The sequence below is a fragment of the Roseivivax sp. CAU 1761 genome (assembly GCF_054482755.1).
Window position 1 is genome coordinate 89401 of record NZ_JBTLRM010000003.1, and the last position, 24002, is coordinate 113402.

The window sequence follows — 24002 nt, forward strand, 5'->3', positions numbered from 1 at the left end:
CCTCATCGTCTGAAGGCCGGGGGATCGTTGCCGAGCAGGAAGCGCGCCGGATCGCGGGCGATGCGCTGGGTCAGCTTCTCGAGATTGGCGATCAGGTCGCGCGCCTCGGCGGCCAGGGCGGTGAATTGCGGCAGCCCGCCGGAGGCGAAGGCGCCGAGCGGTCCGCCGGTCTCGGCCACCAGTCCACGCAGGTCGCCGAACAGCGCCCCGGCCTCGCGCGCCGCGGCGCGCAGATCGCCGGTCACCGCCGGCAGGTCGTCGGAGACCTGCGCCAGCGCGGCGTCGAGATTGCCCAAAGCCGCGCGGAGGTCGCCGGTGATCGCCGCGACATCCTCGTTGATCACCCGGTCGGCCCCCTCGACGGCGCGCGCCGCCCCGTCGAGCACCGGACCGGCCTTGTCGAAGACGGTCTCCGCCGCCTCAAGCGTCCGCTCGCCGGTGGCCAGCGCCGAATTGATCGCGGCGAGGGTGAAATTGGCGTTGGCGAAGGTGCCGGTGGCGACCCGCAGCATGGTCTCGACCTCGCCCTGGAGCTCCGCCACCGCGCCCTCGGCGCTGCCAGTGAGCCGGCCGAGCGAGGCGTCGAGATCGGCCTCCACCGCCGCCACCGAGGCGGTGACCTGGCCCGTGACCGCGTCCACCGCCTGGCCGATCCGGGCGTTCAGGTCATCGACCGCGCGCCCGGCGCGGCCGCTCAGATCGTCGATCGCCCCGCCGGCGCGCTCGGTCAGCCCGGCCAGCCCGGCGGTGGCCTCGGTCACGTCGCGCGAGACCTCTTCCATGGTCCGGCTGGCCATCTCGGTCACCGCGCGGATATCGGCGATGATCGCCGGCAGGTCCTCCTCGGCGACCTCGGCGATTGCGGCCAGCGCCACCGCGGCGTCCTGCATCACCGCCCGGGTCTCGACCACCAGCGCCGTGCCCTCGCCCTCGACCAGGAAGTCGAAATCCTCCGCCGCATCCTGCACCACCGCGGTCATCCGGTCGATGTCGTCGATCAGCGCCAGGGTCTCGGCGATCACCGGCTCGGCCTCCTCGAAGCGCGCCAGCGCCGCCGCCCCGGCGCCGTCGAAGGTGTCGAGCACGCCCTCGGCCTGCCGCGTCAGCGTCGTCATCTCGCGCGACAGCCGCGCGACGCTGCGCTGCATGTCCGAGGTCAGCGCCGGCAGATCCTCCTCGAGATAGCGCCCGGCGCTGGCCATCGCGGTGTCGGTCAGGTCGAGCGTGCGGCCGCTGCGCCGGACCAGCCCCTGCCCGTCCTCGGCCAGGTCGCGGATCGCCACCAGCGCCTCGTCGGCGCGCACCAGCGCGACCGAGAAATCCTCGGTCAGGCTTTCCAGCGTGGTGTTGAAGCGGTCGATCTGGCGCGCGAAGCTCGACACCTCGTCGGTGATCGCCGAGAAATCCGACAGCACCGCCGAGAAGTCGCCCGAAGCCGCCTCGACGTTGCGCAGGATGGTGCCGATGCGGTCGCGGTTCTCGGGCGTCACGATCTGGTTGATGCCGCGCACCGTGTCGAGCGTCTCCGCGAGCAGCGTCGGCGCATCCTCGGACAAGGCCTGCAGCACCGAGCGGCCGGAGGGGATCTCCGGCACCGGCTCGGCCGCGACCTCGGCCAGCAGCGGCGCACCGGGATCGCCCGCCGAGATGCCGACATAGGAGACCCCGGTCACGCCCTGGGCCTCGATCGTGGCCTCGCTGCCGACCCGCACCGGGGTCGCGGCGTCGACCTCGACGCGCACCAGCACCGTGCCGTCGCGTTCGGGCGCCAGCCGGACCTCGGCCACCTGCCCGACCGGCAGCCCGGCAAAGCGCACGTCCGAGGCGTTGGAAAGCCCCGAGACGCTGTCGAAGCGGATGTCGTAATAGGCGAACTGGCGGTCCAGCTCGACCCGCGCGAACCACAGGAACAGCCCCAGGATGCCGAGCAGCCCGGCAAGCGCGAAGGCGCCGATCAGAACGTGGTTCGCCCGCGTCTCCACGGCTCAGCCCTGCCCGGGCGCGGCCTGCGCCGCGCGCGCACGGGGGCCGTGGAAATAATCGTGCACCCAGGGGTGATCCACCGAAAGCATCTCCTGCATGGTGCCGGTGACCAGCACGTGGCGATCGGCCAGCACGGCGATCCTGTCGCAGACCGCATGCAGCGTGTCGAGGTCGTGCGTGACCAGGAACACGGTTAGCCCCAGCGCCCGGCCAAGTCCATGAATGAGCCGGTCGAAATCGGCCGCGCCGATCGGGTCGAGCCCGGCGGTGGGCTCGTCGAGCAGCAGCACTTCGGGGTCGAGCGCCAGCGCCCGGGCGAGCCCGGCGCGCTTGCGCATGCCGCCCGAGAGCTCCGCGGGATACTTGTCGCCGGCCGATGGCGGCAGGCCGGCGAGCGCGATCTTCAGATCGGCCAGCGCCGCGCGGATGGCCGGGGAAAGGTCGCGCACGCGGCGGAGCGGCACCTCGACATTCTCGCGCACGGTGAGCGAGGAGAACAGCGCGCCGTCCTGGAACATCACCCCGACCCGGCCCTCGAGCGCGGCGCGTGCCGCGACGCCGTCGCCGGTGACCTCGGCGCCCAGCACCTCGATGCGCCCGGCCTGGGGGCGGTTGAGCGCGCAGATGGTGCGCAGCAGCACCGACTTGCCGGTGCCCGAGCCGCCCACCACGCCGAGGATCTCGCCGCGATAGACGTCGAGGTCGAGGTCGTGATGCACGACCTGGTCGCCGAACTGGGTGTGCAGCCCGCGCACCTGGATCACCGCCTCGCGCGCCATCAGATCCCCAGCTCGGCGAAGAAGATCGAGAACAGCGCGTCGGCGACGATCACCGCGAAGATCGCCGTCACCACCGCGGCTGAGGTCTGCCGGCCGAGGCTCTCGGCATTGCCGCGCACCCGCATGCCGGCATCGCAGCCCACCACGCCGATGATGATCGCGAAGACCGGCGCCTTGGCGAAGCCGGCGATCAGGTGGCCGAGATCGGTGCCCTCCTGCAGCCGCGTCAAAAACATCGCCGGGGAGATGCCGAGCTCCAGCCAGGACATCAGCCCGCCGCCCAGGAGCCCCGCCAGGTTGGCGATCAGCGCCAGGATCGGCAGCGTCACCAGCAGCGCCAGCACCCGCGGCACGAAGAGCAGCGCCGCGGGGTCCAGCCCCAGCGTGCGCATGGCATCGATCTCCTCGCGCATCTTCATCGACCCGATCGCCGCGCAATAGGCCGAGGCGGTGCGCCCGGCGACGATGATCGAGGTCAGCAGCACGCCGAGCTCACGCAGGATCGACACCGCGATCAGGTCGACGACGAAGACCTCGGCGCCGAACTGGCGCAGCTGCGTGGCGCCCTGGAAGGCCAGCACCACGCCGATCAGGAAGGCCAGCAGCGCGACGATCGGCACCGCCTGCAGACCCACTGCCTCGCAGTGATGGACCAGCGCGGTCAGGCGGAACTCGCGCGGGCGGACCAGCGCCCGGGCGAGCCGCGCGAGGATGAGGCCGAGCATCGCCAGGAGCTCCGCGCCGAAGCGCCCGGCGGCGGCGATCAAACCCCAAAAGGCCGCCATCCAAGCGGTCCCGCGGGCGCGCCGCGGCGGCCCGGCGCCGGCATCCGCCGCGGCGACCGGACGGGCCCGCCGCACCGTCTCGAGCAGCTGTGCCATGCCCGGCGCGGCCCCGGTCAGGGCCGGCCCGGTCCCGGCTCCGGCCGGCGGCTCGGCGAGCCGCAGCAGCGCCCAGGCCCCCGCCGTGTCGAGCCGCTCCAGCCCGGCGAGATCGAGCGCCGCTGCCTGCCCCGCGCCCGCGGCCGCCAGCGCCGCCTCGGCCCGGGCCAGCTCGGCCACGGTGAGCCGCCCCGCGAGCCGCAGGGTGAGGCCGCCCGTCTCGTCGGCGCGGTGGATCTGGAATGCGGCGGGCTCGGACATCTCGGCCTAAAAAGCGGCCAATCCGCGCCGCGTGCAAGGGCGCCGCCGCCCGCGCGCCGCGGCGCGGCGCGGAAATGCCACAAGCGGCCGGTTCAGTCGCGCCAGAACCGGACGGTGAACAGCACCAGCACCGCCATCAGCTCCAGCCGTCCCATCAGCATGGCCAGGATCAGCAGCCATTTCGCGGTGTCGTTGAGAAACTTGAAATTGCCCGCCGGGCCGATCTCCGGGCCGAGCCCGGGCCCGATATTGCCGAGCGCCGAAGCGGCGCCCGACACCGCGGTGATGAAATCCAGCCCGGTCATGCCCAGCGCCACCGCGAAGAGCCCGAGCGTGAGCACGAAGAACATGAAGAACGACATCACCGAGGACAGCACGTCGTGATCGATCGGCCGCCCGTCATAGCGCGGCGTGAAGATGCCGTGCGGGGCGCGGATGCGGCGCAGCTGGGTGCGGATCGAGGCAAAGAGGATCTGGTAGCGGAAGACCTTGACCGAGCAGGCGGTGGAGCCGGCGCAGCCGCCGATCAGGCCGATGAAGAAGAACATCGCCACCAGGACCGGCCCCCAGCCCATGTAATCGACGCTGGCATAGCCGGTGCCGGTGATGATCGAGGTGATGTTGAACAGCGCCTCGCGCACCGCCTGCTCGGGCTGGTGCGGGAAGACGGTGACGAGGATCGCCACGGCGACCGCCACCAGCACCGCGATGATCAGCAGGAAGACCCGCACCTGGCTGTCGGCGAACAATGCCCGCTGGTTGCCGTTGACGAGCTGCACGTAGCGCACGAAGGGCAGCGCGGCGAGGATCATGAAGACCGAGGCCACGTATTCCGCCGGTCCCGAGAACATGCCGAACGAGGCGTCGTAGCTCGAGAAGCCGCCGGTCGAGATGGTGGTCAGCGCGTGCACCGAGGCGTCGAAGGCATCCATCCCGGTGGCGATGTAGGCGATCGCGCAGACCAGCGTGAGGGAGATGTAGATGGTGGAGATCTGGGCCGAGATCTGCGTCGCTCGGGGCAGGATCTTGCCCATCGTGTCGAAGGCCTCGGTGCGGAAGATCTGCATGCCGCCGACCCGCAGCTCCGGCAGGAAGACCATGGCCACGACGATGATGCCGATGCCGCCCAGCCATTGCAGCAGACCGCGCCAGAGCAGGATGCCCTTGGGCAGCGCGTCGAGCCCGGTGAAGACCGTGGAGCCGGTGGTGGTCAGGCCCGACATGGCCTCGAAATAGGCGTCGACCGCGCGCGCCTCGGTGGCGCCGAGCACGAAGGGGATGGCGCCGAAGAACGGCAGCACCACCCAGACCGAGGTGGTGAGCAGGAAGGTCTGCTGCAGCGTCATGCGCTCGCGCACCGCGTTGGCGGTGGCCAGCGAGATCAGGCCGCCGGCCAGCAGGGTGATGATCGCGCTCTCGGCGAAGACCGTCCATTCGCCGCGCCCCTCGGCGATGTCGACGAGCATCGGCAGGAGCATGGTGAGCCCCAGGCAGGCCACGAGAAGGCCGATGACATAGGCGACGGGGCGCAGATCGAACATGCCGGCGAGCGTTGGCGCGCCGACGCGGCATAGTCAAGCGGCGGCCCGCCGCACACCGCACCGGCAGGCCCGGCCGCGCGGCCCGATTCGGGCCGGCGCGCGGGTCGACCGCTCCCGGGCGGCGCCCGCCGGGGCGGGCGGCTCAGCCCCGGTGGATCAGCGTGGCGAAGAGCTGCGGGTCGAGGCTGTCGGCCTCGAACAGCGCACCGCGGGTCAGCACCGAGACGGCGTCGTGCGAATGCAGGCTTTCCTGGTGGCTCGCCACCACGCGGTAATCGCCGATCCGGGCATCGCCCTCGAGCGCCTCGGCGAAGAGGCGGGCGGCGTCCTCGACGAAGATCGGATGCGCCGCGTTGAGCTCGGCGAAGGCCTGTTCGTCCTCGCGCTTGACCATCACCTGGGTCTCGGTCGGCACCGCCGCCCGGCAGAGCCCGATCAGATCCTCGAACCACAGACAGCCGCCGGCCTCGTCGAGCTCCACCGAGACCCGCGCCACCGAGCGCTGCGAATGCGGCGTCGCCAGCACGCCGCGTTCGCGCCGCGCATGTTCGGAGAGTTCCAGCGAGCACGGGCAGGTCGAGGAATAGACGTAGTCGAGATGCATGACCTTGCGGCGGGTGCCGGCCACGTCGACCAGTTCCAGCGCGATGTCGTAATACTGGTAGCCGCTCAGCCCCGAGCGCAGGCTGTCGACCGCCACCGGGAAGCGCAGCCGCATCACGATGCGCGCGTCGAAGGCCTCGAGGTCGCTCTTGTAATCGTCGAGCGCCGCCTCGATCGTCTCGAAGCTGAAGCTCTTCTCGGCATGGCGGTAGAAGGAGCGGATGATCCGGGACATGTTGATGCCCTTCTTGTCCGCCTCGAGGCTCACCGTCCCGGTCACCGAGGTCTCGAGCGTCACGTCGCCGGCATCGCGCGAGCGGTAGCGGATCGGCAGGCGGAAATTCGAGATGCCCACATGCTGGATGCGCCGCCGGGCGCCGCGGATCAGCGAGGCCGGGCCGTTCTGCAGATCCGGCAGGGTGGCGCGGTAGGGCGCATCGACCAGGAAATCCGAATCGTAGGCCCGGCTCAGCACCGGATAGGCCGCGCCGGCGCCGCTTCCGGCCCCGGGCAGGAGCCCCGCCACGGCCGGGTCGAGCGCCGCGATCTCGGCATCCTGCGCCGTCCCGGCCCAGTTGCGCAGCACCGCCAGCGCGGCGCGCGCCTCGGCCTCGCTCGGCTGCCGGTCGATCTCGGGAATGTGGACGTTCATCTCGAACCCCTCCGCGAAGTGCGCCCCTAACATATGCAGTTCGCCACGTATGCCAACTGCCACATCCGGATAAGTCGATTAGGATGCGCGGCGTCCGGTCACACCGCCGCGAGCGCGGCGAGAAGGTCGGCCGCCAGGTCCTCGGGATCCTCGAGCCCGACGGAGAGCCGGATCAGCCCGTCGCCGATGCCCAGCGCGGCGCGGCTCTCGGGGCTCAGCCGCGAATGCGTGGTGGTGGCGGGATGGGTGGCGATCGACTTGGCATCGCCCAGATTGTTGGAGATCAGCACGATCTCGAGCGCGTCCATGAACCGGAACGCCGCCGCCTTGCCGCCGGCGATGTCGAAGGCCAGCATGGTGCCGCCGGCCCCCATCTGCTGCATGACGAGGGCGTGCTGCGGGTGGTCGTCGCGGCCGGGATAGACCACCGAGGCGAGCTTCTCGTGCCCCGCCAGGCGCTCCGCCAGAAGCCCCGCCGTGGCGGTCTGGGCGCGCACCCGGAGGTCGAGCGTCTCCATCCCCTTCAGCAGCACCCAGGCGGTGAACGGGCTCATCGAGCCGCCGGTATGCTTCATGTAGGGCTCGACGGTCTTGCGGATGAAGTCCCGGCTGCCGAGGATCACCCCGCCCAGCGTCCGGCCCTGGCCGTCGATATGCTTGGTGGCGGAATAGACGATGACGTCGGCGCCGTCGTCCACGGCGCGGGAATAGACCGGGGTCGAGAAGACGTTGTCGACCACCACCAGCGCCCCCTTGGCATGGGCCAGCCGCGCCACGCCCCGGATGTCGACCAGCTCCAGCGTCGGATTGGCCATCGATTCGAAGAACACCGCCCGGGTGTCGTCGCGGATCGCCGCCTCCCAGGCGCCCAGATCGGCGCCGTCGACCAGCGTCACCTCGACGCCGAATCGCGGCAGGATCTCCTCGAGGATGTAGAGGCAGGAGCCGAACAGCGCCCGCGCCGCCACCACGTGGTCGCCGGCCTTCAGCATCGAGACCAGCGCGCCGTTCACCGCCGCCATGCCCGAGGCGGTGGCGAAGGCGTCCTCGGCGCCCTCGAGAAGCGCGATGCGCTCCTCGAACATGCGCACCGTGGGGTTGCCGTAGCGGGCATAGATGTACTCGTCGGGGCCGGCCTCGACGAACCGCGCCTCGGCCTGCGCGGCGCTGTCATAGGCGAAGCCCTGGGTCAAGAAGATCGCCTCGCTGAGCTCGCCCCATTGCGACCGCTTGCTGCCGCCATGGACCAGTTTCGTGCGCTTGCCCAGTTCCGCCATGTCTCGCCTCCAGGGGCCGTCCGGCCCGCGTCGCCCCATGCAAAAAGCCCCGTCCGCGGGACCGCCGGGGGCCAAGCGAAAGGGGCTCTTCCGTCCGACCTCTTTAGCGGAATGTTTTACGTGGCCCGCAATCCGGCAACAAAGCACCACGATGCCGCCCGGTAAGGCCAAAGCGACGCGTGGTCAAGGGGCGCGGCGGCGGCTGGGCGGGCGCCGATCGCCCCGCCCCGCCGCCCGGGGCGACGGGTTCCCCACCACAGGACCCGAGGCGCGGGGCCGCGCGGCCCGAGGCAGAGGCCGCAGGCCGGCGCCGAGACATGCTGCGCGCCGGCCCGCCCGGGCCGGCGCCCCGCCGGATCAGGCCGGCCGGATCGGGAGCGCCGGGCCGCGGCCCCGCCCCGTCGGCCCGGTCAGAACGGCACGTCGTCGGCGGCGCAGATGAAGCGCGCCACCACCTTCTTCGGCCCGGCCTTCTCGAAATCGACCTCGACCTTGTCGCCCTCGATGCCGGTCACCGCGCCGTAGCCGAACTTCTGGTGGAACACCCGCTCGCCGATGACATAGGCCGCCACCGCCTCGAGATCGATGACCTGGGCGCGGCTCTCGCGCGGCTGGCTCAGCGGGCGTTCCCCGGCCCGCGCCTGCAGCCGCTTCCAGCCCGGCGAATTGTAGACGTCGGCGCGCGCCGCGCGGTCGTGCAGGTCGCTCTGCTGGCGCGCCATGATCTCCGGCGAGGCCGACGCGGCCATGCCGGCGGCGCCGTAGCCGCCGCCATAGAGCCCGGGCGGCGTCAGCACCTCGACATGCGCCTCGGGCAACTCGTCGATGAAGCGCGAGGGCAGCTGGCTCTGCCATTGCCCGAAGACCCGGCGGTTGCCGGCAAAGGAGATCGTGCAGACCTCCTCGGCCCGGGTGATGCCGACATAGGCCAGCCGGCGCTCCTCCTCGAGCCCCTTGAGGCCGCTCTCGTCCATCGAGCGCTGCGACGGGAACAGCCCGTCCTCCCAGCCCGGCAGGAACACCGCGGGAAATTCCAGCCCCTTGGCGGCGTGCAGCGTCATGATCGACACCTTGGCGCCGCCATCGTCGCTCTCGTTGTCCATCACCAGGCTGACATGCTCGAGGAAGCCCGGCAGGTTCTCGAACCCCTCCAGCGCCTTGACCAGCTCCTTGAGGTTCTCGAGCCGCCCCGGCGCCTCCGGCGTCTTGTCGTTCTGCCACATCGCCGTGTAGCCCGATTCGTCCAGCACGATCTGCGCCAGCTCGACATGGCTGAGATCGGCATCGCCGGTCATCCGTCCCCAGCGCGCCAGATCCTCGACCAGCGTCTTCAGCGCCGCGCCGCCCTTGCCCTTGATCAGCCCTTCCGAGACGGCGATCCGGGCGCCCTCGACCAGCGGCACCCCGTGCTCGCGCGCGGCGCGCTGGAGGGTCTGCTGCGCCTTGTCGCCCAGGCCGCGCTTCGGCGTGTTGACGACGCGCTCGAAGGCCAGGTCGTCCTCGGGGCTGACCACCAGGCGGAAATAGGCCATGGCGTCGCGGATCTCCATGCGCTCGTAGAAGCGCGGCCCGCCGATCACCCGGTAGGGCAGTCCGATGGTCAGGAAACGGTCCTCGAAGGCGCGCATCTGGTGCGCCGCGCGCACCAGGATCGCCATGTCGTCGAGGCTGTAGGGCCGCATGCCGCGGGTGCCGCCCTGCATCGCCTCGATCTCCTCGCCGACCCAGCGCGCCTCCTCCTCACCGTCCCAATGGCCGATCAGGCGCACCTTCTCGCCGCTCTCGGCCTCGGTCCAAAGCGTCTTGCCCAGCCGCCCCTGATTGCCGGCGATGACCCCCGAGGCGGCGGCCAGGATATGCGGGGTGGAGCGGTAGTTCTGCTCCAGCCGCACCACCTCGGCGCCCGGAAAATCGGTCTCGAAGCGCAGGATGTTGCCGACCTCGGCGCCGCGCCAGCCGTAGATCGACTGGTCGTCGTCGCCGACGCAGCAGATGTTGCGGTGGCCGCCCGCCAGGAGCCGCAGCCAGAGATACTGCGCCACGTTGGTGTCCTGGTACTCGTCGACCAGGATGTAGCGGAAGCGGCGCCGATAGAGCTCGAGCACGTCGTCATGGCGCTGGAAGATCGTCACCATGTGCAGCAGCAGGTCGCCGAAATCGCAGGCATTGAGCTCGCGCAGCCGCGCCTGGTACTCGGCATAGAGCCGCGGGCCCTGGTGGTTGTAGGCCCCGGCATCGGCCGCCGGCACCTTGTCGGGGGTGACGGCGCGGTTCTTCCAGCCGTCGATCACCGAGGCGAGCTGGCGCGCCGGCCAGCGCTTCTCGTCGATGCCGGCGGCGGCGATCAGCTGCTTTAGGAGCCGCAGCTGGTCGTCCATGTCGAGGATGGTGAAGTTCGACTTCAGCCCGGCCAGCTCGGCATGGCGGCGCAGCAGCTTGACGCAGATGGCGTGGAAGGTGCCGAGCCAGGGCATGCCCTCGACGGTCTCGCCCAGCATGCGCCCGACCCGCAGCTTCATCTCGCGCGCCGCCTTGTTGGTGAAGGTGACGGCGAGGATCTCGTTCGGCCGGGCCCGGCCGGTACTCATCAGGTGGACGATTCGCGCGGTCAGCGCCTTGGTCTTGCCGGTGCCGGCGCCGGCCAGCATCAGCACCGGGCCGTCCAGGGTCTCGACCGCCCGCCGCTGCGCCGGGTTCAGCGCATCGAGGTAGGGCGCGGGCCGCGCCGCCATCGCCCGCGCCGACAGCGAGGCCCCCTCGAACGCGTCCATCTCGTCGTCAAATCCGCTCATGGCGCCTTGATACAGGGCGGGCGGCCGGAGATAAAGCCACGTTCCGGCATTGTTCCCCCGCGCCGCCCCGGGCGGCGGGCCGCCGCCGGCGCGGGCCGCGTCATCCTAGCGGCGCTTCAGGGTCTGGCCGTAGGCGATGGTCGGGCTGAGCTCGACGATCTTGTCGCAGGCCGCCTCGGGATCGGCGACGCGGGCGGCGACGATCTCGGCGGCCTTGCGGCCGATCTCGGCCCGGCAGGCATCCATGGTGGCGAGCCGCCGCGGCAGCCCGTCCAGAAGCTCCACCCCGTTGAACCCCGCAAGCCCGATCCGGCCGGGCACGTCCCAGCCCTGGTCGAGCAGCCACAGAAGCCCGCCGGCCCCGATCATGTCGTTGGAATAGTAGAGGAAATCGAGTTTCGGCGTGCGCTCCAGCAGCATCTGGGTGAGCTCGCGGCCCTTGGCCAGCGCCGAGCCGCCGGAATAGAATTCCTGGTCGGCGACCTCGCGGCCCTGCTTGGCCAGCTCCTCGGTGAATCCCTCGAAGCGCTTCCGGGCGCGGTGGTCGAGCGGCATCTTGGTGCCCATGAAGCCGATCTGCTCGTAGCCCGCCTTGAGGATGGCGCGGGCCATCTCGCGTCCGGCGCGGCGGTGCGAGATGCCGACCGCGGTGTCGACCGGGGTGCCGTCGGTGTCCATGATCTCGACCACCGGGATGCCGGCGGCCTTGAGCATGGCGCGGCTGGCCTCGGAATGCTCGAGCCCGGCGATGATCACCCCCGAGGGCCGCCAGGACAGCATCTCGTAGAGCACCCGCTCCTCCTTCTCGGGGAGGTAGTCGGTCACCCCCACCACCGGCTGCAGGTCGGTCTCCTCGAGCACCTGGGAGATCCCCGACATGACCTCGGGAAACACCATGTTGCGCAGCGACGGGATGATCACCGCGACCAGGTTCACCCGCTGGCTGGCCAGCGCGCCGGCGATCTTGTTGGGCACGTAGCCCAGCTCCTTGGCCGCCTCGAGCACCCGCTCGCGGGTCGCCGGGCTGACATCGCCGCGGTTGCGCAGCACCCGGCTCACGGTCATCTCCGACACCCCGGAGGCCTCGGAGACGTCGCGCAGCGTCAGCGGCCGCTGGTCATTGGCACTCACGGGCGTCCCTCCTCGAACCTCATACCCCATGTTAGCGCCAGCGCCGAACCGGACACAAGATGCTGCGCCGCGCCCCGCGCCACTCCGCCCCCTCTTCTTCTGAGCGCAAATATCCCGGGGGGAATGCGGGCCCCAGGGCCCGCAGGGGGGCAGCGCCCCCAGCCCCGGCGGGGCGCGCTCACCCGGATCAGGCGAACCCGCCCGTCACCAGCTCCGGCAGCCGCGTCGCCGGCGGCGTGTTGCGCGACCGGGCGGTGCGCGGCAGCCCGTCGATCACCGTCATGCCCACCCCCGGCAGGTTGCCCAGGGCCACCGATTCCAGCATGTCGCGCCCCGGCGCGTGCTGGGCCTGGTCGAGCAGCACGAAATCCGCCGCCCGCCCGACCTCGATCAGCCCGCAATCGAGCTCGCGCCGCCGCGCCGTGTTGCCGGTGCCGAAGCAGAAGGCGATCTCTGGGGGCACGTTGCCCAGGGCCGAGAGCATGGCGATCATCCGCAGGATGCCGAGGGGCTGCACGCCCGAGCCCGCCGGCCCGTCGGTGCCGAGGATGATCTGGTCGAGCTTCTCGAGCTCGCGGGCGGTGTTCAGCGTCAGGAGCGCGGCGCGCTCGTTGCCGTTGTGGACGATCTCCAGGGCCGCGGTGCAATTCTCGCAGAGGCAGGTGATCTGGTCGTCGGGCAGCGCCGAATGGCCGCCATTGATGTGGCCCACCACGTCGGTCCCGGTCTCCAGCACCATGTCGGCATCGATCAGCCCGGAGCCGGGGATCGACGGCCCGCCGGTATGGATGGTGGACTGGATGCCGTATTTGCGCGCCCATTCGACCATCCGGTGGGCGGTCTTGCCGTCCTTGACCGAGCCCAGCCCGACCTCGCCCAGATACTTCACCCCGGCCGCGGCAAGCTCCTGGAAATCGTGTTCCTCGAGCCCGTGCTCGATCACCGGCGCGCCGGCCAGGACCTTGACGCCGGAGGGGCGGAAATTGTCGTACCAGCGCTGCGCCGCGATCGCCATCGCCTTCAGCCCGACGACGTCCTTGGGCCGGCCCGGCATGTGCACCTCGCCGGCCGAGATCATCGTGGTGACGCCGCCATGCAGGGTCGAATCGATCCAGTGCAGCTGCTGCTGGCGCGGCGTGTAATCGCCCACCACCGGGTGGACATGGCTGTCGATGAGGCCGGGGCAGAGCGTCGTGCCACGGGCGTCGATGATATGGATCGCGCCCTCGGCGTCGAGATCGGCCTCGCGGCCCCAGCCGGCGATGCGGCCGTCCACGGCGAGCAGCGCGTCGGCCTCGAGCAGCGGCTCCTCCATGCGGCCCGAGAGCATCGAGCCGATGTTGCGGATCAGCAGTTTCTGCGGCGTCTCGGACATGGGCTCTTCCTCGATGGGCCGGGCCGGACGGGCCCGGCGGGGCGCGGTCAATTCGTTCGAACGCTAACAGGTTTGCCGGGCCGATCAAGCGTCGCGGCGGCGTCCGGCGGGGTCGGGGGCGCTGCCCCCGTCCGCCCCGGCGGGGCGGACTCCCCCGGGATATTTCGGCTCAGAAGAAGGGCCGGCGGCGGGGCCGGGGCCCGGAATTGATTTGACAGGCGGGCGGCGCGGCAGTTCTATTTGTATGCAAACAAGTGGCGGCGGCCCGGCGGCTTGCGCCGCGGCGCCAGGGAGGCCCGGGATGACATACCTCGCACCGACCCGTCTGGAAGATGCGCTGGCGGCGCTGGAGGGCGGCGCCGCGATCGTCGCCGGGGGCACCGACTGGTTCCCCGGCCGCGGCATCCGGCCGTTTCGCGGTGCGCTGCTCGACGTCACGCGGATCGAGGGTCTGCGCGGCATCGCGCGCGATGGCGACGGCTGGCGCATCGGCGCCGCAACGACCTGGACCGACATCCTTCGCGCCGACCTGCCGCCGGCCTTCGACGGGCTCAAGGCCGCGGCGCGCGAGGTCGGGTCGGTGCAGATCCAGAATGCCGGCACCGTGGCCGGCAATCTCTGCAACGCCTCGCCCGCCGCCGACGGCGTGCCGCCTCTGCTGACGCTGGACGCCGAGGTCGAACTGACCGGCCGGGGCGGCGCGCGGCGGCTGCCGCTCGAGCATTTCCTGACCGGGGTGCGGCAGACCGCGCGGGCGCCGGACGAGCTGGTCACCGCGCTCCGCCTGCCCGCCCTGCCCGCGGGCGCCGGCAGCGGCTTCGTCAAGCTCGGGGCGCGGCGCTATTTGGTGATCTCGATCTGCATGGCGGCGGCGCTGGTGCCGCTGCGCGCCGGCCGCATCCAGGGCGCGCGGATCGCCGTCGGGGCCTGCTCGCCGGTGGCGCTGCGGCTGAGCGATCTGGAGGCGGCGCTGGAGGGTGCGCGCCCCGACGAGGCCGCCGAGCGGATCACCCCGGACCTGCTGGCGCGGCTGTCCCCGATCGACGACATCCGCGGCAGCGCCGCCTATCGCCGCGAGGCCGGCGCCACCGCGATCGCCCGCGCCCTCGACCAGGCCTGCCAGGGAGCCCGCTGATGGATCACGCCGCCGCCCCCCCGCTCACCGCCTTCCTGCTCAACGGCTGCGAAGTGCAGGCCGCGCCGCCCCCGGGCGAGCGGCTCTCGGCCACCCTGCGCGAGCGGCTCGGCGCCCGCGACGTCAAGGTCGGCTGCAATGCCGGCGATTGCGGCGCCTGCACGGTGCTGGTCGACGGCGCGCCGGTCTGCGCCTGCCTGATGCCGGCGCATCAGGCCGCCGGGCGGTCGGTCGAGACGCTGGCCGGGCTGGTGGCGGAGGACCCGCAGGCCCGGGCCCTGACCGAGAGCTTCCAGCACCACCAGGCGGCGCAATGCGGCATCTGCACGCCGGGCATGATGGTCTCCGCCGTGGCGCTGCTGCGCGAGACCCCCGAGCCCTCGGAGGAGGCGGTGCAGGACGCGCTCGGCGGCGTGCTCTGCCGCTGCACCGGCTACCGCAAGATCATCGCCGCGGTCCGCGATGCCCACCGCGCCGACGGTCTGGCCGAGGCGGGCCAGGCGCTGGGCCAGTCGGCGCGCCGGCTCGACGGCGCCGCCAAGGTCGCGGGCCGCGAACGCTTCGGCGACGACGTGGCCCCCGCGGGCGCACTGGTCGCCCGGGTGATCCGCGCGCCGCATCACCGCGCCGGCTTCGCCTTCGGCGATCTCGACGCCTGGCGCGCTGCCCATCCCGGCGTGGTGGCGGTGCTGACCGCCGCCGATGTCCCCGGGGAGACCACCTTCGGCACCATCCCGGGCTTCGAGGACCAGCCGGTCTACGCCGCCGGCGAGGCGCGCTTCCGCGGCGAGGCGGTGGCCTGCGTGGTGGCCGAGGCCGAGGCCATGGCGGCGCTCGACCTCGACAGCTTCCCGGTCGACTGGGAGCCGCGCGCGGCCTGCCTCGGGATCGAGGCCGCTGCCGCCGAGGGCGCGCCGCTCCTGCACGAGAGCCGCGCTGGCAACCTGATGTGCGGCGGCCGCGTGGTGCGCGGCGAGGCCGAGGCGGCGCTTGCCGCGGCCGCGCATGTGGTCGAGACCGAGATCGCCACCAGCTTCGTCGAACACGCCTATATCGAGCCCGAGGCCGGCTATGCCGAGATGGTCGAGAACCGCCTGCATCTCCATGTCTGCACCCAGACCGCGGGGATGAACCGCGACTCGATCGCCCGCATCTGCGCCCTGCCGCTGGAGGCCGTGCGGGTGGTGCCGACGGCGGTCGGCGGCGGCTTCGGCTCCAAGCTCGATCTCAGCGTGCACCCGCATCTCGCGCTGGCGGCGATGAAGACCGGGCAGCCGGTGCGGATGTGCTACGAGCGCACCGAATCGGTTGCCTCCACCACCAAGCGGCACCCGTCGCGGATCCGCGTGCGCATCGGCGCCGATGCCGAGGGGCGGCTCGCCGGCATGACCTTCGACGGCGATTTCGACACCGGCGCCTATGCCAGCTGGGGGCCGACGGTGGCCAACCGGGTGCCGATCCACGCCTCCGGCCCCTATGCCTTCCCCGCCTACCGCGCCGAAAGCCGCGCCTATCACACCCATTCCGCGCCCTCCGGCGCCTTCCGCGGCTTCGGCGTGCCGCAATCGGCGATCGCGCAGGAGACCGCCTTCGACCGGCTGGCCGCCGCGCTCGGTCAGGATCCGCTCGACTTCCGGATCGCCAACGCGCTGCGCGACGGCGTGGCCACGGTCTGCGGCCAGGTCTTCGACCAGGGCGTCGGTATCGCCGAATGCTTCGAGGCGCTGCGCCCGGCCTGGGACCGGGCGCGCCGCGCCGCGGAGGCCTTCAACGCCGAAAACCGGGGCCACCGCCGCGGCGTCGGCGTGGCCGGCGGCTGGTACGGCTGCGGCAACACCTCGCTGCCCAACCCCTCGACGATCCGCGCCGGCATCCGGCCCGACGGCCGGCTGGTCCTGCACCAGGGCGCGGTCGATATCGGCCAGGGCGCCAACACGGTGATCGCGCAGATCTTCGCCGCGGCGCTCGGCGTGCCGGTGGGCGACGTGACGCTGGTCGGCCCCGACACCGACGTGACGCCCGATGCCGGCAAGACCTCGGCCTCGCGCCAGACCTTCGTCACCGGCAACGCCGCCAAGGCCGCGGGCGAGAGCCTGCGCGCCCGCATCCTGCGCGAGGCCAATGCCGCCGAGGGCGCCGAGATCACCCTCGGCGAGGGCCACCTGCACGTCCATGACGGCGGCCAGATGCGCAGCCTCGACCTGTCGCGTCTCGCGGCCGACGCCGCCGGCTACGTGCTGGCGGCCGAAGAGAGCTACGACCCCCCGACCCTGCCGCTCGACGAGAACGGCCAGGGCAGCCCCTATGCGCAGTTCGGCTATGCCGCGCATCTCGCCGAGGTCGAGGTCGAGATCGCCACCGGCCGGGTGCGGGTGCTGCGCATCACCGCCGCGCACGATGTCGGCCGCGCCATCAACCCGCTGCTGGTCGAGGGCCAGGTCCATGGCGGCGTGGCGCAGGGGCTCGGCATGGCGCTGATGGAGGAGTTCATCCCCGGGCGCACCGAGAACCTGCATGATTACCTGATCCCGACCATCGGTGACGTGCCCCCGATCGACACCCATGTCATCGAGGTGCCCGACGCGCACGGCCCCTACGGCGCCAAGGGCTTGGGCGAACACGCGCTGATCCCCACCGCCCCGGCGATCTTCAACGCCGTCCACCACGCCACCGGCGCCTGGCTCACCTTCGCCCCGGCGACCCCGGCGCGGGTCCGCGCCGCCCTCAAGGAGGCCGGACATGCCTGACGACCGCCGCTCCACCCCCGCCCCGGCGGAGAAGATCCGCTGCGATGCCTGCCCGGTCATGTGCTACATCGCCGACGGCAAATCCGGCGCCTGCGACCGCTACGCCAACCATGGCGGCGAACTGGTCCGGCTCGACCCGCTGACGGTGATCGAGAGCGGCCAGCCGGCGGTGCCCTTCCTCGACACCGCCATCGGCGGGCAGGACTGGGACGGCGACGTGATCAAGGGCGCGCGCACCTTCGTCACCGCGGTCGGCGCCGGCACCACCTATCCCGATTACAAGCCGGCGCCCTTCATCGTCTCCCAGGAGGTCGACGGCGCCGATATGGTTACCGTGGTGACCGAGGGGATCTTTTCCTATTGCGGGGTCAAGGTGAAGATCGACACCGACCGCCATATCGGCGACGAGCGCCAGCCGGTGCGCGTCGACGGCGAAATGATCGGCCACGTGATGACCGCCGAATACGGCTCCAAGATGCTGTCGCTGGGCGGCGTCGAGCACCTGACCGGCGGCTCCAAGAAGGAGGGCCGGGTGACCTGCGACGCGCTGCTCGCGCTCTGCAACCGCGAGGCGGTGGAAATGACCATCGACGGCGGCGCCACGCTCGTCGTGCAGGCCGGGCAGCCGCCGGTGATCAACGGTCAGGCGGAAAAGCTGATGCGGGTGGGCTGCGGCTCGGCCACCATCGGCATGTTCGCCAAGCAATGGGAGCCCCATGTCGACGAAGTGGTGGTGGTCGACGACCACATCACCGGCGTCCTGACCGAGCACGAGGCCGGCCGCGGGCTCGACATGCGGCCCTCGGGCATCAAGGTGAAGGGGCGGAAGTCGACGCCGGGCCGCTACTTCCAGGTCGCCGAGCCCGGCACCGGCTGGGGCGGCACCGATGTCGAGGATCCGCTGACCATCCTGAAGCCGGCCGATCCGAAGGTCGCCTGGCCGGGGCTCAGGCTGCTGATGATCTCCACCACCGGGGAGCAGTATTGCTACTACGTGCTCGACGACGCGCTGGCGCCGCAGCCGGCGGAGACGCCGGCGCCGCTGGTCGCGGTGGCCGAGCGCATCGCCGAGAATTGCGAACCCTCGCTCTGCTCGGTGCTGTTCATGGGCGGCGCCGGCGGCTCGCTGCGCGCCGGGGTGACCGAGAACCCGGTCAAGCTCACCCATTCGGTCAAGGACGCGCTGACCCGGGTGACCTGCGGCGGCGCCGAGACCTATGTCTGGCCCGGCGGCGGCATCACCTTCATGGTCGACGTGACGCAGATGCCCACGAATTCCTTCGGCTACGTGCCGACCCCGGCGCTGGTCGCGCCGATCGAGTTCACCTTGCGGGCCGAGGATTACCGCACCCTGGGCGGGCATGTGGACCGGGTGCAGCCGGTCGACAGCGTCATCACGCCCGAGATCCGCAAGGTGGCGCCGGTGGCGCCGGAGCGGCGGGGCCCGCGATGAGCCCGCGCGCCGCGCTGCTTCCGGGCGACCGGCTGCATCTCTCGCACGGCCCGATCGATCTGGTGATCGGCGCCGAGGGCGACCGCGCGCGGGCCTTCGCCGCCGCCGAGGCGCGCTTTGTCCCCCTGCTCGACGAGCTGGTGGCGGAACTGCCGCTGCTGCGGCGCCCCCTGCCCCCGGGCGGTGTCGGCGATGCCCCCGCGCCGCTTGGCGCCACGGCGCGGCGCATGCACCGCGCCGTGCGCCCGCATGCCGACGGCCTCACCACGCCGATGGCCGCGGTGGCCGGCGCGGTGGCCGAGACGATCCTCGCCGCGATGGTCGAGGCCGCCGAGCTCTCCCGTGCTTATGTCAACAATGGCGGCGACATCGCGCTGCACCTGCAGGGCGCGGCGCGCTTCCGCGTGGCCCTGGCCGGGCTTGACGGCACCGCGCTCGGCCGTGTCGAGATCGCCGCCGCCGACCCGGTCCGCGGCATCGCCACATCGGGGGCGCGCGGCCGCAGCCTGAGCCTCGGCATCGCCGATTCGGTGACCGTGCTGGCAGCCTCCGCCGCAGCCGCGGACGCCGCCGCCACGCGCATCGCCAACGCCGTCGACCTGCCCGGCCACCCCGCCATCGCTCGCGTGCCGGCCTGCGAGGTCCAGGACGACAGCGATCTCGGCGCCGCGCCGGTGGTGCGCCATGTCGGCGCGCTCGCGCCCGCCGAGGTCGCGGCGGCGCTCCGGCGCGGCCGGGCCGCGGCCGAGGCGATGGTCCGGGCCGGGCTGATCGCGGGCGCCGCGCTCTTTTTGCGCGGCCGCTCCGAGGTCACGGGATTGCCGCTCGCGGCGCTTCAGAAAGCAGAGGAACATGCCTGACATCGAGATTCGCAAGACCCTGGTGACGCTGGAAGAGGTCTGGCACGAGGGCGGTCCGCGGGCCGAACGCCCCTATCGCCGCGGCGCCGCGCTGGCGGTGATCACCAACCCCTATGCCGGTGGCTATGTCGCGGACATCCAGCCCTTCATGGAGGACCTGAAGCCGCTCGGGCTCGACATGGCGCGGCGCCTGCTCGACGCGCTCGGCGGCGACGCGGCGTCGATCGAGGGCTACGGCAAGGGCGCCATCGTCGGCGAGGCCGGCGAGGTCGAGCACGGCGCGCTCTGGCACGTGCCGGGCGGCTACGCGATGCGCGAGATCCTCGGCGGGGCCAAGGCCATCGTGCCCTCGACCAAGAAGGTCGGCGGGCCGGGCTGCCGGCTCGACGTGCCGGTGACGCATGTGAACGCCTCCTACGTGCGGTCGCATTTCGACGCCGTCGAGGTCGGTCTCGCCGACGCGCCGCGGGCGCGCGAGATGGCCGTGGTGCTGGTGATGACCACCGGGCCGCGGGTCCATGCCCGGGTCGGCGGGCTGGCGGCGGAGGATATCGAGGGAAAGGACGGGCTGAGATGAGCGCGGAGATTCGCAAGATCGTGGTCAGCGTCGAGGAAACCCACCGCGAGGCCGGGCGCGAAATTGCCCCGCCCACCCGCAAGGCGGTGGCGGCGGCGGTGATCGCCAACCCCTTCGCCGGGCGCTACGCCGAGGACCTCTCGGAGCTGATGGAGATCGGCGCCGAGCTGGGCGGCCTTCTGGGCGAGCGCTGCGTGCAGGCCCTGGGCATCACCCCGGCCGAGGCCGAGAGCTACGGCAAGTCGGCGATGGTGGGCGAGAACGGCGAGCTGGAACACGCCGCGGCGATCCTGCACCCGAAGCTCGGCGCACCGCTCCGCAAGGCGGTGGAGAAGGGCGCGGCGCTGGTGCCGTCGTCGAAGAAGATGGGCTCGCCCGGGCAGGTGCTCGACGTGCCGCTCGGCCACAAGGACGCGGCCTATGTGCGCAGCCATTTCGACGGCATCGAGATCCGGGTGAACGACGCGCCGCGCGCCGACGAGATCCTCGTCGCGGTGGCGGTGACCGATTCGGGCCGGCCGCTGCCGCGGGTCGGCGGGCTCACCCACGAGGAGGCCGAGGGCCGCGACGGGCTGCGCTAGGCGTCCGCGCCGGGGATACGGCGCGCCGGGGTCAGACCCGGCGCCATTCTCCCGGCGCCAGCCCGTCGAGGCTCCAGCCCGCCACCGACCAGCGCACCAGCCGCAGGCAGGGCAGGCCCACCGCGGCGGTCATCCGCCGGACCTGCCGGTTGCGCCCCTCGGTCAGGGTGATCCGCAGCCAGGCATCCGGCACCGTCTTGCGGAAGCGCACCGGCGGGTCGCGCTCCCAGAGATCGGGCGGCGCGATGCGCTCGACCCCGGGCGGCCGGGTCGGCCCGTCCTTCAGGACCGGCCCGGCGCGCAGGGCGGCCAGCTGGCCCGCGTCGGGGTCGCCCTCCACCTGCACCAGGTAGACCTTGGGCTTGCGATGGCGCGGATCGGCCAGCCGGGCCTGCAGCCGGCCGTCGCCGGTCAGCACCATCAGCCCCTCGCTGTCGCGGTCGAGCCGTCCGGCGGGATAGACCCCGGGCAGGTCGATGTAATCCGACAGCGTCGCCCGCCCCGCCCCGGCATTGCCGGCATCGGTGAACTGCGACAGCACCCCGTAGGGCTTGTTGAACAGCAGCGTCGGCCCGCCGGCCCCGCCGCCGCCGAGGCGCCGCGCCGCGCCGCCGCCGGGGCGCCGCGCCGCCTTCGCCGCGGGAGCGCCGCCGCCGCTGTCCCGGGGCCCGCGCCGCGGGCTCACCCGCCGGTCTCCGGGCGGCGGGCGGCGAAGAAGTCGCGCAGAAGTGCCCCCGCCTCGTCGCCCGCGATGCCGTCATAGACCTCCGGACGGTGGTGGCTCTGCGGATGGGCGTAGATCCGCGGCCCCTGCGCCACGCCGCCCGATTTCGGATCCGCGGCGCCGTAATAGAGCCGCCGGATCCGCGCCTGGCCGATCGCCGCGGCGCACATCGGGCAGGGCTCCAGCGTGACGTAGAGATCGTGGTCGGGCAGCCGGGCGCTGCCGGCCGCCGCGCAGGCCGCGCGCAGCACCAGGATTTCGGCATGCGCGGTCGGGTCCGAGAGCTCCAGCGTGCGGTTGCCCGCCGTCGCCGCCACCGCGCCGTCGGGCCCCACCAGCACCGCGCCCACCGGCACCTCGCCGCGGCGGGCGGCGCGGCGGGCCTCGTCGAGGGCGGCATCCATGTGGCTGCGGAACGGCATGGCGCCTTCTAGCCGCCGCCCGGCGAAAAGCACAGGGGGCACGCGCCGCGCACACTTCCCAAGCGCGCCCCGAGCGGCTAGAGCGGCGCCATGACCCAAGCCCCTCCCCCGCCCGGCGACCGCATCGCCAAGGTGATCGCCCGCGCCGGCGTGGCCTCGCGCCGCGAGGCCGAGAAGCTGATCGAGGCCGGCCGGGTCGCCGTCAACGGCAAGCGCATCGACAGCCCGGCCCTCAACGTCACGCCGGCCGATACCGTGACCGTGGACGGCAAGCCGCTGGCCGCGCCCGAGGCGCCGCGGCTCTGGCTCTACCACAAGCCCGCCGGGCTGGTGACCACCACCCGCGACGAACAGGGCCGGCCGACGATCTTCGACCGCCTGCCCGAGGACCTGCCGCGGGTGATGAGCATCGGGCGGCTCGACCTGACCTCGGAAGGGCTCTTGCTGCTGACCAACGATGGCGGGGTGAAGCGCAAGCTGGAACTGCCCTCGACCGGCTGGCTGCGGCGCTACCGGGTGCGGGTGCGCGGCACCCCCGACGACGCCGCGCTGGAGCCGCTGCGCAAGGGCATCTCGGTCGAGGGCGAGCGCTTCCAGCCGATGATCGTCACGCTCGACCGCCAGCAGGGCGGCAATGCCTGGCTGACCATCGGCCTGCGCGAGGGCAAGAACCGCGAGATCCGGCGCGCCATGGAGGCGCTGGGCTTCACCGTGAACCGGCTGATCCGCATCTCCTACGGGCCCTTCCAGCTTGGCACCCTGGCTTCGGGCGCGGTCGAGGAGGTGCGCCCGAAGATCGTCCGCGACCAGCTCGGCTTGGCCGCGCCGGCACCGGAGCCATCGACGCGGCGCGCCGCCGCCCGTCCGGGCCGGCCCAAGCCGGGGCCCCGGCGCCGCCCCTCGCGCTGAATCTTTCCCGGATCTTACCCGCCCCTCGCCGCCTTTCTGCCCGGATTCGTGTCGAGAACGGGCAGCATGATGTTCACCGTTGTCGCCATTGCCATCATGGTCCTGAGCACCGCGCTGGTCGTCTTCGACCTGCGCAACCTCACCCGTGACGCCCGCACCGCACTGCGCGGCAGCGTCCGGGAATTCTGCCGGACCGAGCGCCTGGCGCCCAACCTCGCCTTCCTCTGCCTGTGGCTGATGATCTTCGGGTTCGCCTATGTCTGACATGCCGTTCCCCGCGCTCCTGCGCATTCCCCGTCCGGCCGCGCCGCAGACGCGCCGGACGCCGGCGCGCGCGGTCCACGACGCCGCCGACAGCCTGCCGGTCCTGCTGCTCGCGGCAGCGCCGCTGCTGCTGGGTCTGCTGAGCGGATCGGTCGCCTCGATCGTCGGCGCGGTGCTGCATTTCGGGCTCCTGTGCACCGCCGTGGCGCTGATCGCCGCCGGCCACCGCGTGGCCCGCGAATTCGACGCCGCCGAGGCGGCGCGGCGCCCGGCCATCCCGCGCAAGCTCCTGGGCTGCGCGGTGATCGGTCTCATGGTCTTCCTGCTGGCCGCGGCGCAGCTGCCGAACTGGCTGCCGCCGGTCTTCTACGGCCTCGCCGCCACCGGCTTCGCGGTCGCCGCCTTCGGACCCGATCCGCTGCGCGACAAGGGGCTCGACACCCCGGCCTACCGCGCCCGCCAGGCCGCCGACCGGATGCTCGGCGACACCGATGCCCAGCTGCGCGGTGCCGCCACCCGGGTCGCGGCGCTCGGCGCGGCGGGCCTCACCCACCGCACCGAGGCGATGCACGGCGCGGTGATGCGGCTCCTGCGGGCCTTCGCCGAACGGCCCGAGGAGATGATGTCGCTGAGCCCCGCCCTGGCCCGCTTCACCCGGCTGGTCGAGGCCGAGGTCACGCGCCTCGAGGCGGTCTGGGACGACGATCCCAGCGGCGCCGCGGAGCGCTACGCCGCCCGGCTCAAGGCCCTGACCGCGGCCTTCGAATCCGGCGCGCGGGCCCGCCGCCGGCAGGAAACCCCGGACGCCTTCGCGCTCGAGGCCGACCTGATCGCGGTGCGGCTGCGGAGCCAGACGGCAGCCTGATTCGGCGCCCCGACGGCACCCGCCGCCGCCGCCGCCGCGGGCCGGCCCGCGCTCCCCCGCGCCGGGGCCCCGCGCCGCCCCGGGCGCACGGCCCCCGCGGCCCTGTCCGACCGGCATTTTGTCGGGAAGCGTACGCGCCCGCCCTAGCAACCTCTCGGTCTTTCACCTATTTTCATGACGGTTACCCCAT

20 protein-coding genes and 1 riboswitch are annotated in these 24002 nt (G+C 72.4%); of the genes, 9 read left to right on the plus strand and 11 right to left on the minus strand.

Annotated elements, in window-relative coordinates; translation table 11 throughout:
• Nucleotides 1–2 precede the first annotated feature (2 nt).
• From ACXYMW_RS03400 to ACXYMW_RS03440, 9 genes are all read right to left on the minus strand, one after another.
• The gene (locus ACXYMW_RS03400; RefSeq protein ID WP_459033882.1) at nt 3–1982 is read right to left on the minus strand and encodes an MlaD family protein; all 1980 of its coding nucleotides are present in this window, start codon (nt 1980–1982) and stop codon (nt 3–5) included.
• A gap of 3 nt (nt 1983–1985) precedes the next feature.
• Nucleotides 1986–2762, minus strand: coding sequence for an ABC transporter ATP-binding protein (locus ACXYMW_RS03405; RefSeq protein ID WP_459033883.1), 777 nt, complete (start codon nt 2760–2762; stop codon nt 1986–1988).
• Nucleotides 2762–3904 (minus strand): MlaE family ABC transporter permease, encoded by a 1143-nt coding sequence (locus tag ACXYMW_RS03410; RefSeq protein ID WP_459033884.1) that lies wholly within the window; start codon nt 3902–3904, stop codon nt 2762–2764. The genes ACXYMW_RS03405 and ACXYMW_RS03410 overlap by 1 nt, the downstream gene beginning before the upstream one ends.
• A gap of 92 nt (nt 3905–3996) precedes the next feature.
• A complete protein-coding gene (locus ACXYMW_RS03415) occupies nt 3997–5445 on the minus strand; it encodes a TrkH family potassium uptake protein (RefSeq protein WP_459033885.1) in 1449 nt (482 codons plus the stop codon).
• Between the two features lie 142 nt (nt 5446–5587).
• Nucleotides 5588–6700: a GTP cyclohydrolase FolE2 gene (gene folE2 / locus ACXYMW_RS03420; protein WP_459033886.1), complete on the minus strand. Its 1113-nt coding sequence runs from the start codon at nt 6698–6700 to the stop codon at nt 5588–5590.
• Nucleotides 6701–6798: 98 nt separating this feature from the next.
• Nucleotides 6799–7977, minus strand: coding sequence for an O-succinylhomoserine sulfhydrylase (metZ, locus tag ACXYMW_RS03425; protein ID WP_459033887.1), 1179 nt, complete (start codon nt 7975–7977; stop codon nt 6799–6801).
• 82 nt (nt 7978–8059) lie between these two features.
• Nucleotides 8060–8137: riboswitch (SAM riboswitch) on the minus strand.
• A gap of 250 nt (nt 8138–8387) precedes the next feature.
• Nucleotides 8388–10769, minus strand: coding sequence for an ATP-dependent helicase (locus ACXYMW_RS03430; RefSeq protein WP_459033888.1), 2382 nt, complete (start codon nt 10767–10769; stop codon nt 8388–8390).
• Nucleotides 10770–10874: 105 nt separating this feature from the next.
• Nucleotides 10875–11930 (minus strand): LacI family DNA-binding transcriptional regulator, encoded by a 1056-nt coding sequence (locus ACXYMW_RS03435; protein ID WP_459033889.1) that lies wholly within the window; start codon nt 11928–11930, stop codon nt 10875–10877.
• A 157-nt stretch (nt 11931–12087) separates the two neighbouring features.
• The gene (locus ACXYMW_RS03440) at nt 12088–13275 is read right to left on the minus strand and encodes an amidohydrolase family protein (protein WP_459033890.1); all 1188 of its coding nucleotides are present in this window, start codon (nt 13273–13275) and stop codon (nt 12088–12090) included.
• Nucleotides 13276–13576: 301 nt separating this feature from the next.
• Between ACXYMW_RS03440 and ACXYMW_RS03445 the strand changes: the two genes are divergently transcribed.
• The 6 genes from ACXYMW_RS03445 to ACXYMW_RS03470 are packed head-to-tail and all read left to right on the plus strand — an operon-like array spanning nt 13577 to nt 20628.
• Complete coding sequence (locus tag ACXYMW_RS03445) at nt 13577–14410, plus strand: FAD binding domain-containing protein (RefSeq protein WP_459033891.1); 834 nt, start codon at nt 13577–13579, stop codon at nt 14408–14410.
• Entirely contained in the window at nt 14410–17157 is a 2748-nt protein-coding gene (locus tag ACXYMW_RS03450) for a molybdopterin-dependent oxidoreductase (RefSeq protein WP_459033892.1), read from the plus strand. Before ACXYMW_RS03445 ends, ACXYMW_RS03450 begins: the two co-directional genes overlap by 1 nt.
• Nucleotides 17150–18610 (plus strand): 6-hydroxynicotinate reductase, encoded by a 1461-nt coding sequence (locus tag ACXYMW_RS03455; RefSeq protein ID WP_459033893.1) that lies wholly within the window; start codon nt 17150–17152, stop codon nt 18608–18610. Before ACXYMW_RS03450 ends, ACXYMW_RS03455 begins: the two co-directional genes overlap by 8 nt.
• Nucleotides 18607–19470 carry a UPF0280 family protein gene (locus ACXYMW_RS03460; RefSeq protein ID WP_459033894.1) on the plus strand — a complete coding sequence of 288 codons (864 nt, stop codon included), beginning with the start codon at nt 18607–18609 and terminating at the stop codon, nt 19468–19470. Before ACXYMW_RS03455 ends, ACXYMW_RS03460 begins: the two co-directional genes overlap by 4 nt.
• Nucleotides 19463–20047, plus strand: coding sequence for an amino acid synthesis family protein (locus ACXYMW_RS03465; RefSeq protein ID WP_459033895.1), 585 nt, complete (start codon nt 19463–19465; stop codon nt 20045–20047). Before ACXYMW_RS03460 ends, ACXYMW_RS03465 begins: the two co-directional genes overlap by 8 nt.
• Nucleotides 20044–20628 (plus strand): amino acid synthesis family protein, encoded by a 585-nt coding sequence (locus ACXYMW_RS03470; RefSeq protein ID WP_459033896.1) that lies wholly within the window; start codon nt 20044–20046, stop codon nt 20626–20628. The genes ACXYMW_RS03465 and ACXYMW_RS03470 overlap by 4 nt, the downstream gene beginning before the upstream one ends.
• Nucleotides 20629–20659: 31 nt before the next feature.
• On the opposite strand, the gene ACXYMW_RS03475 is transcribed toward ACXYMW_RS03470, so the two are convergent.
• Nucleotides 20660–21193 (minus strand): pseudouridine synthase, encoded by a 534-nt coding sequence (locus ACXYMW_RS03475; RefSeq protein WP_459033968.1) that lies wholly within the window; start codon nt 21191–21193, stop codon nt 20660–20662.
• A gap of 116 nt (nt 21194–21309) precedes the next feature.
• A complete protein-coding gene (locus ACXYMW_RS03480) occupies nt 21310–21774 on the minus strand; it encodes a nucleoside deaminase (RefSeq protein ID WP_459033897.1) in 465 nt (154 codons plus the stop codon).
• A gap of 90 nt (nt 21775–21864) precedes the next feature.
• Here ACXYMW_RS03480 and ACXYMW_RS03485 point away from each other — a divergent pair, with 90 nt between their 5' ends.
• The 3 genes from ACXYMW_RS03485 to ACXYMW_RS03495 all read left to right on the plus strand — a co-directional run bounded on the left by ACXYMW_RS03485 (nt 21865) and on the right by ACXYMW_RS03495 (nt 23812).
• Nucleotides 21865–22683 (plus strand): pseudouridine synthase, encoded by an 819-nt coding sequence (locus tag ACXYMW_RS03485; protein ID WP_459033898.1) that lies wholly within the window; start codon nt 21865–21867, stop codon nt 22681–22683.
• 66 nt (nt 22684–22749) lie between these two features.
• The gene (locus ACXYMW_RS03490) at nt 22750–22947 is read left to right on the plus strand and encodes a hypothetical protein (RefSeq protein ID WP_459033899.1); all 198 of its coding nucleotides are present in this window, start codon (nt 22750–22752) and stop codon (nt 22945–22947) included.
• Entirely contained in the window at nt 22940–23812 is an 873-nt protein-coding gene (locus ACXYMW_RS03495) for a hypothetical protein (RefSeq protein ID WP_459033900.1), read from the plus strand. Before ACXYMW_RS03490 ends, ACXYMW_RS03495 begins: the two co-directional genes overlap by 8 nt.
• The last annotated feature ends 190 nt before the right edge of the window (nt 23813–24002 follow it).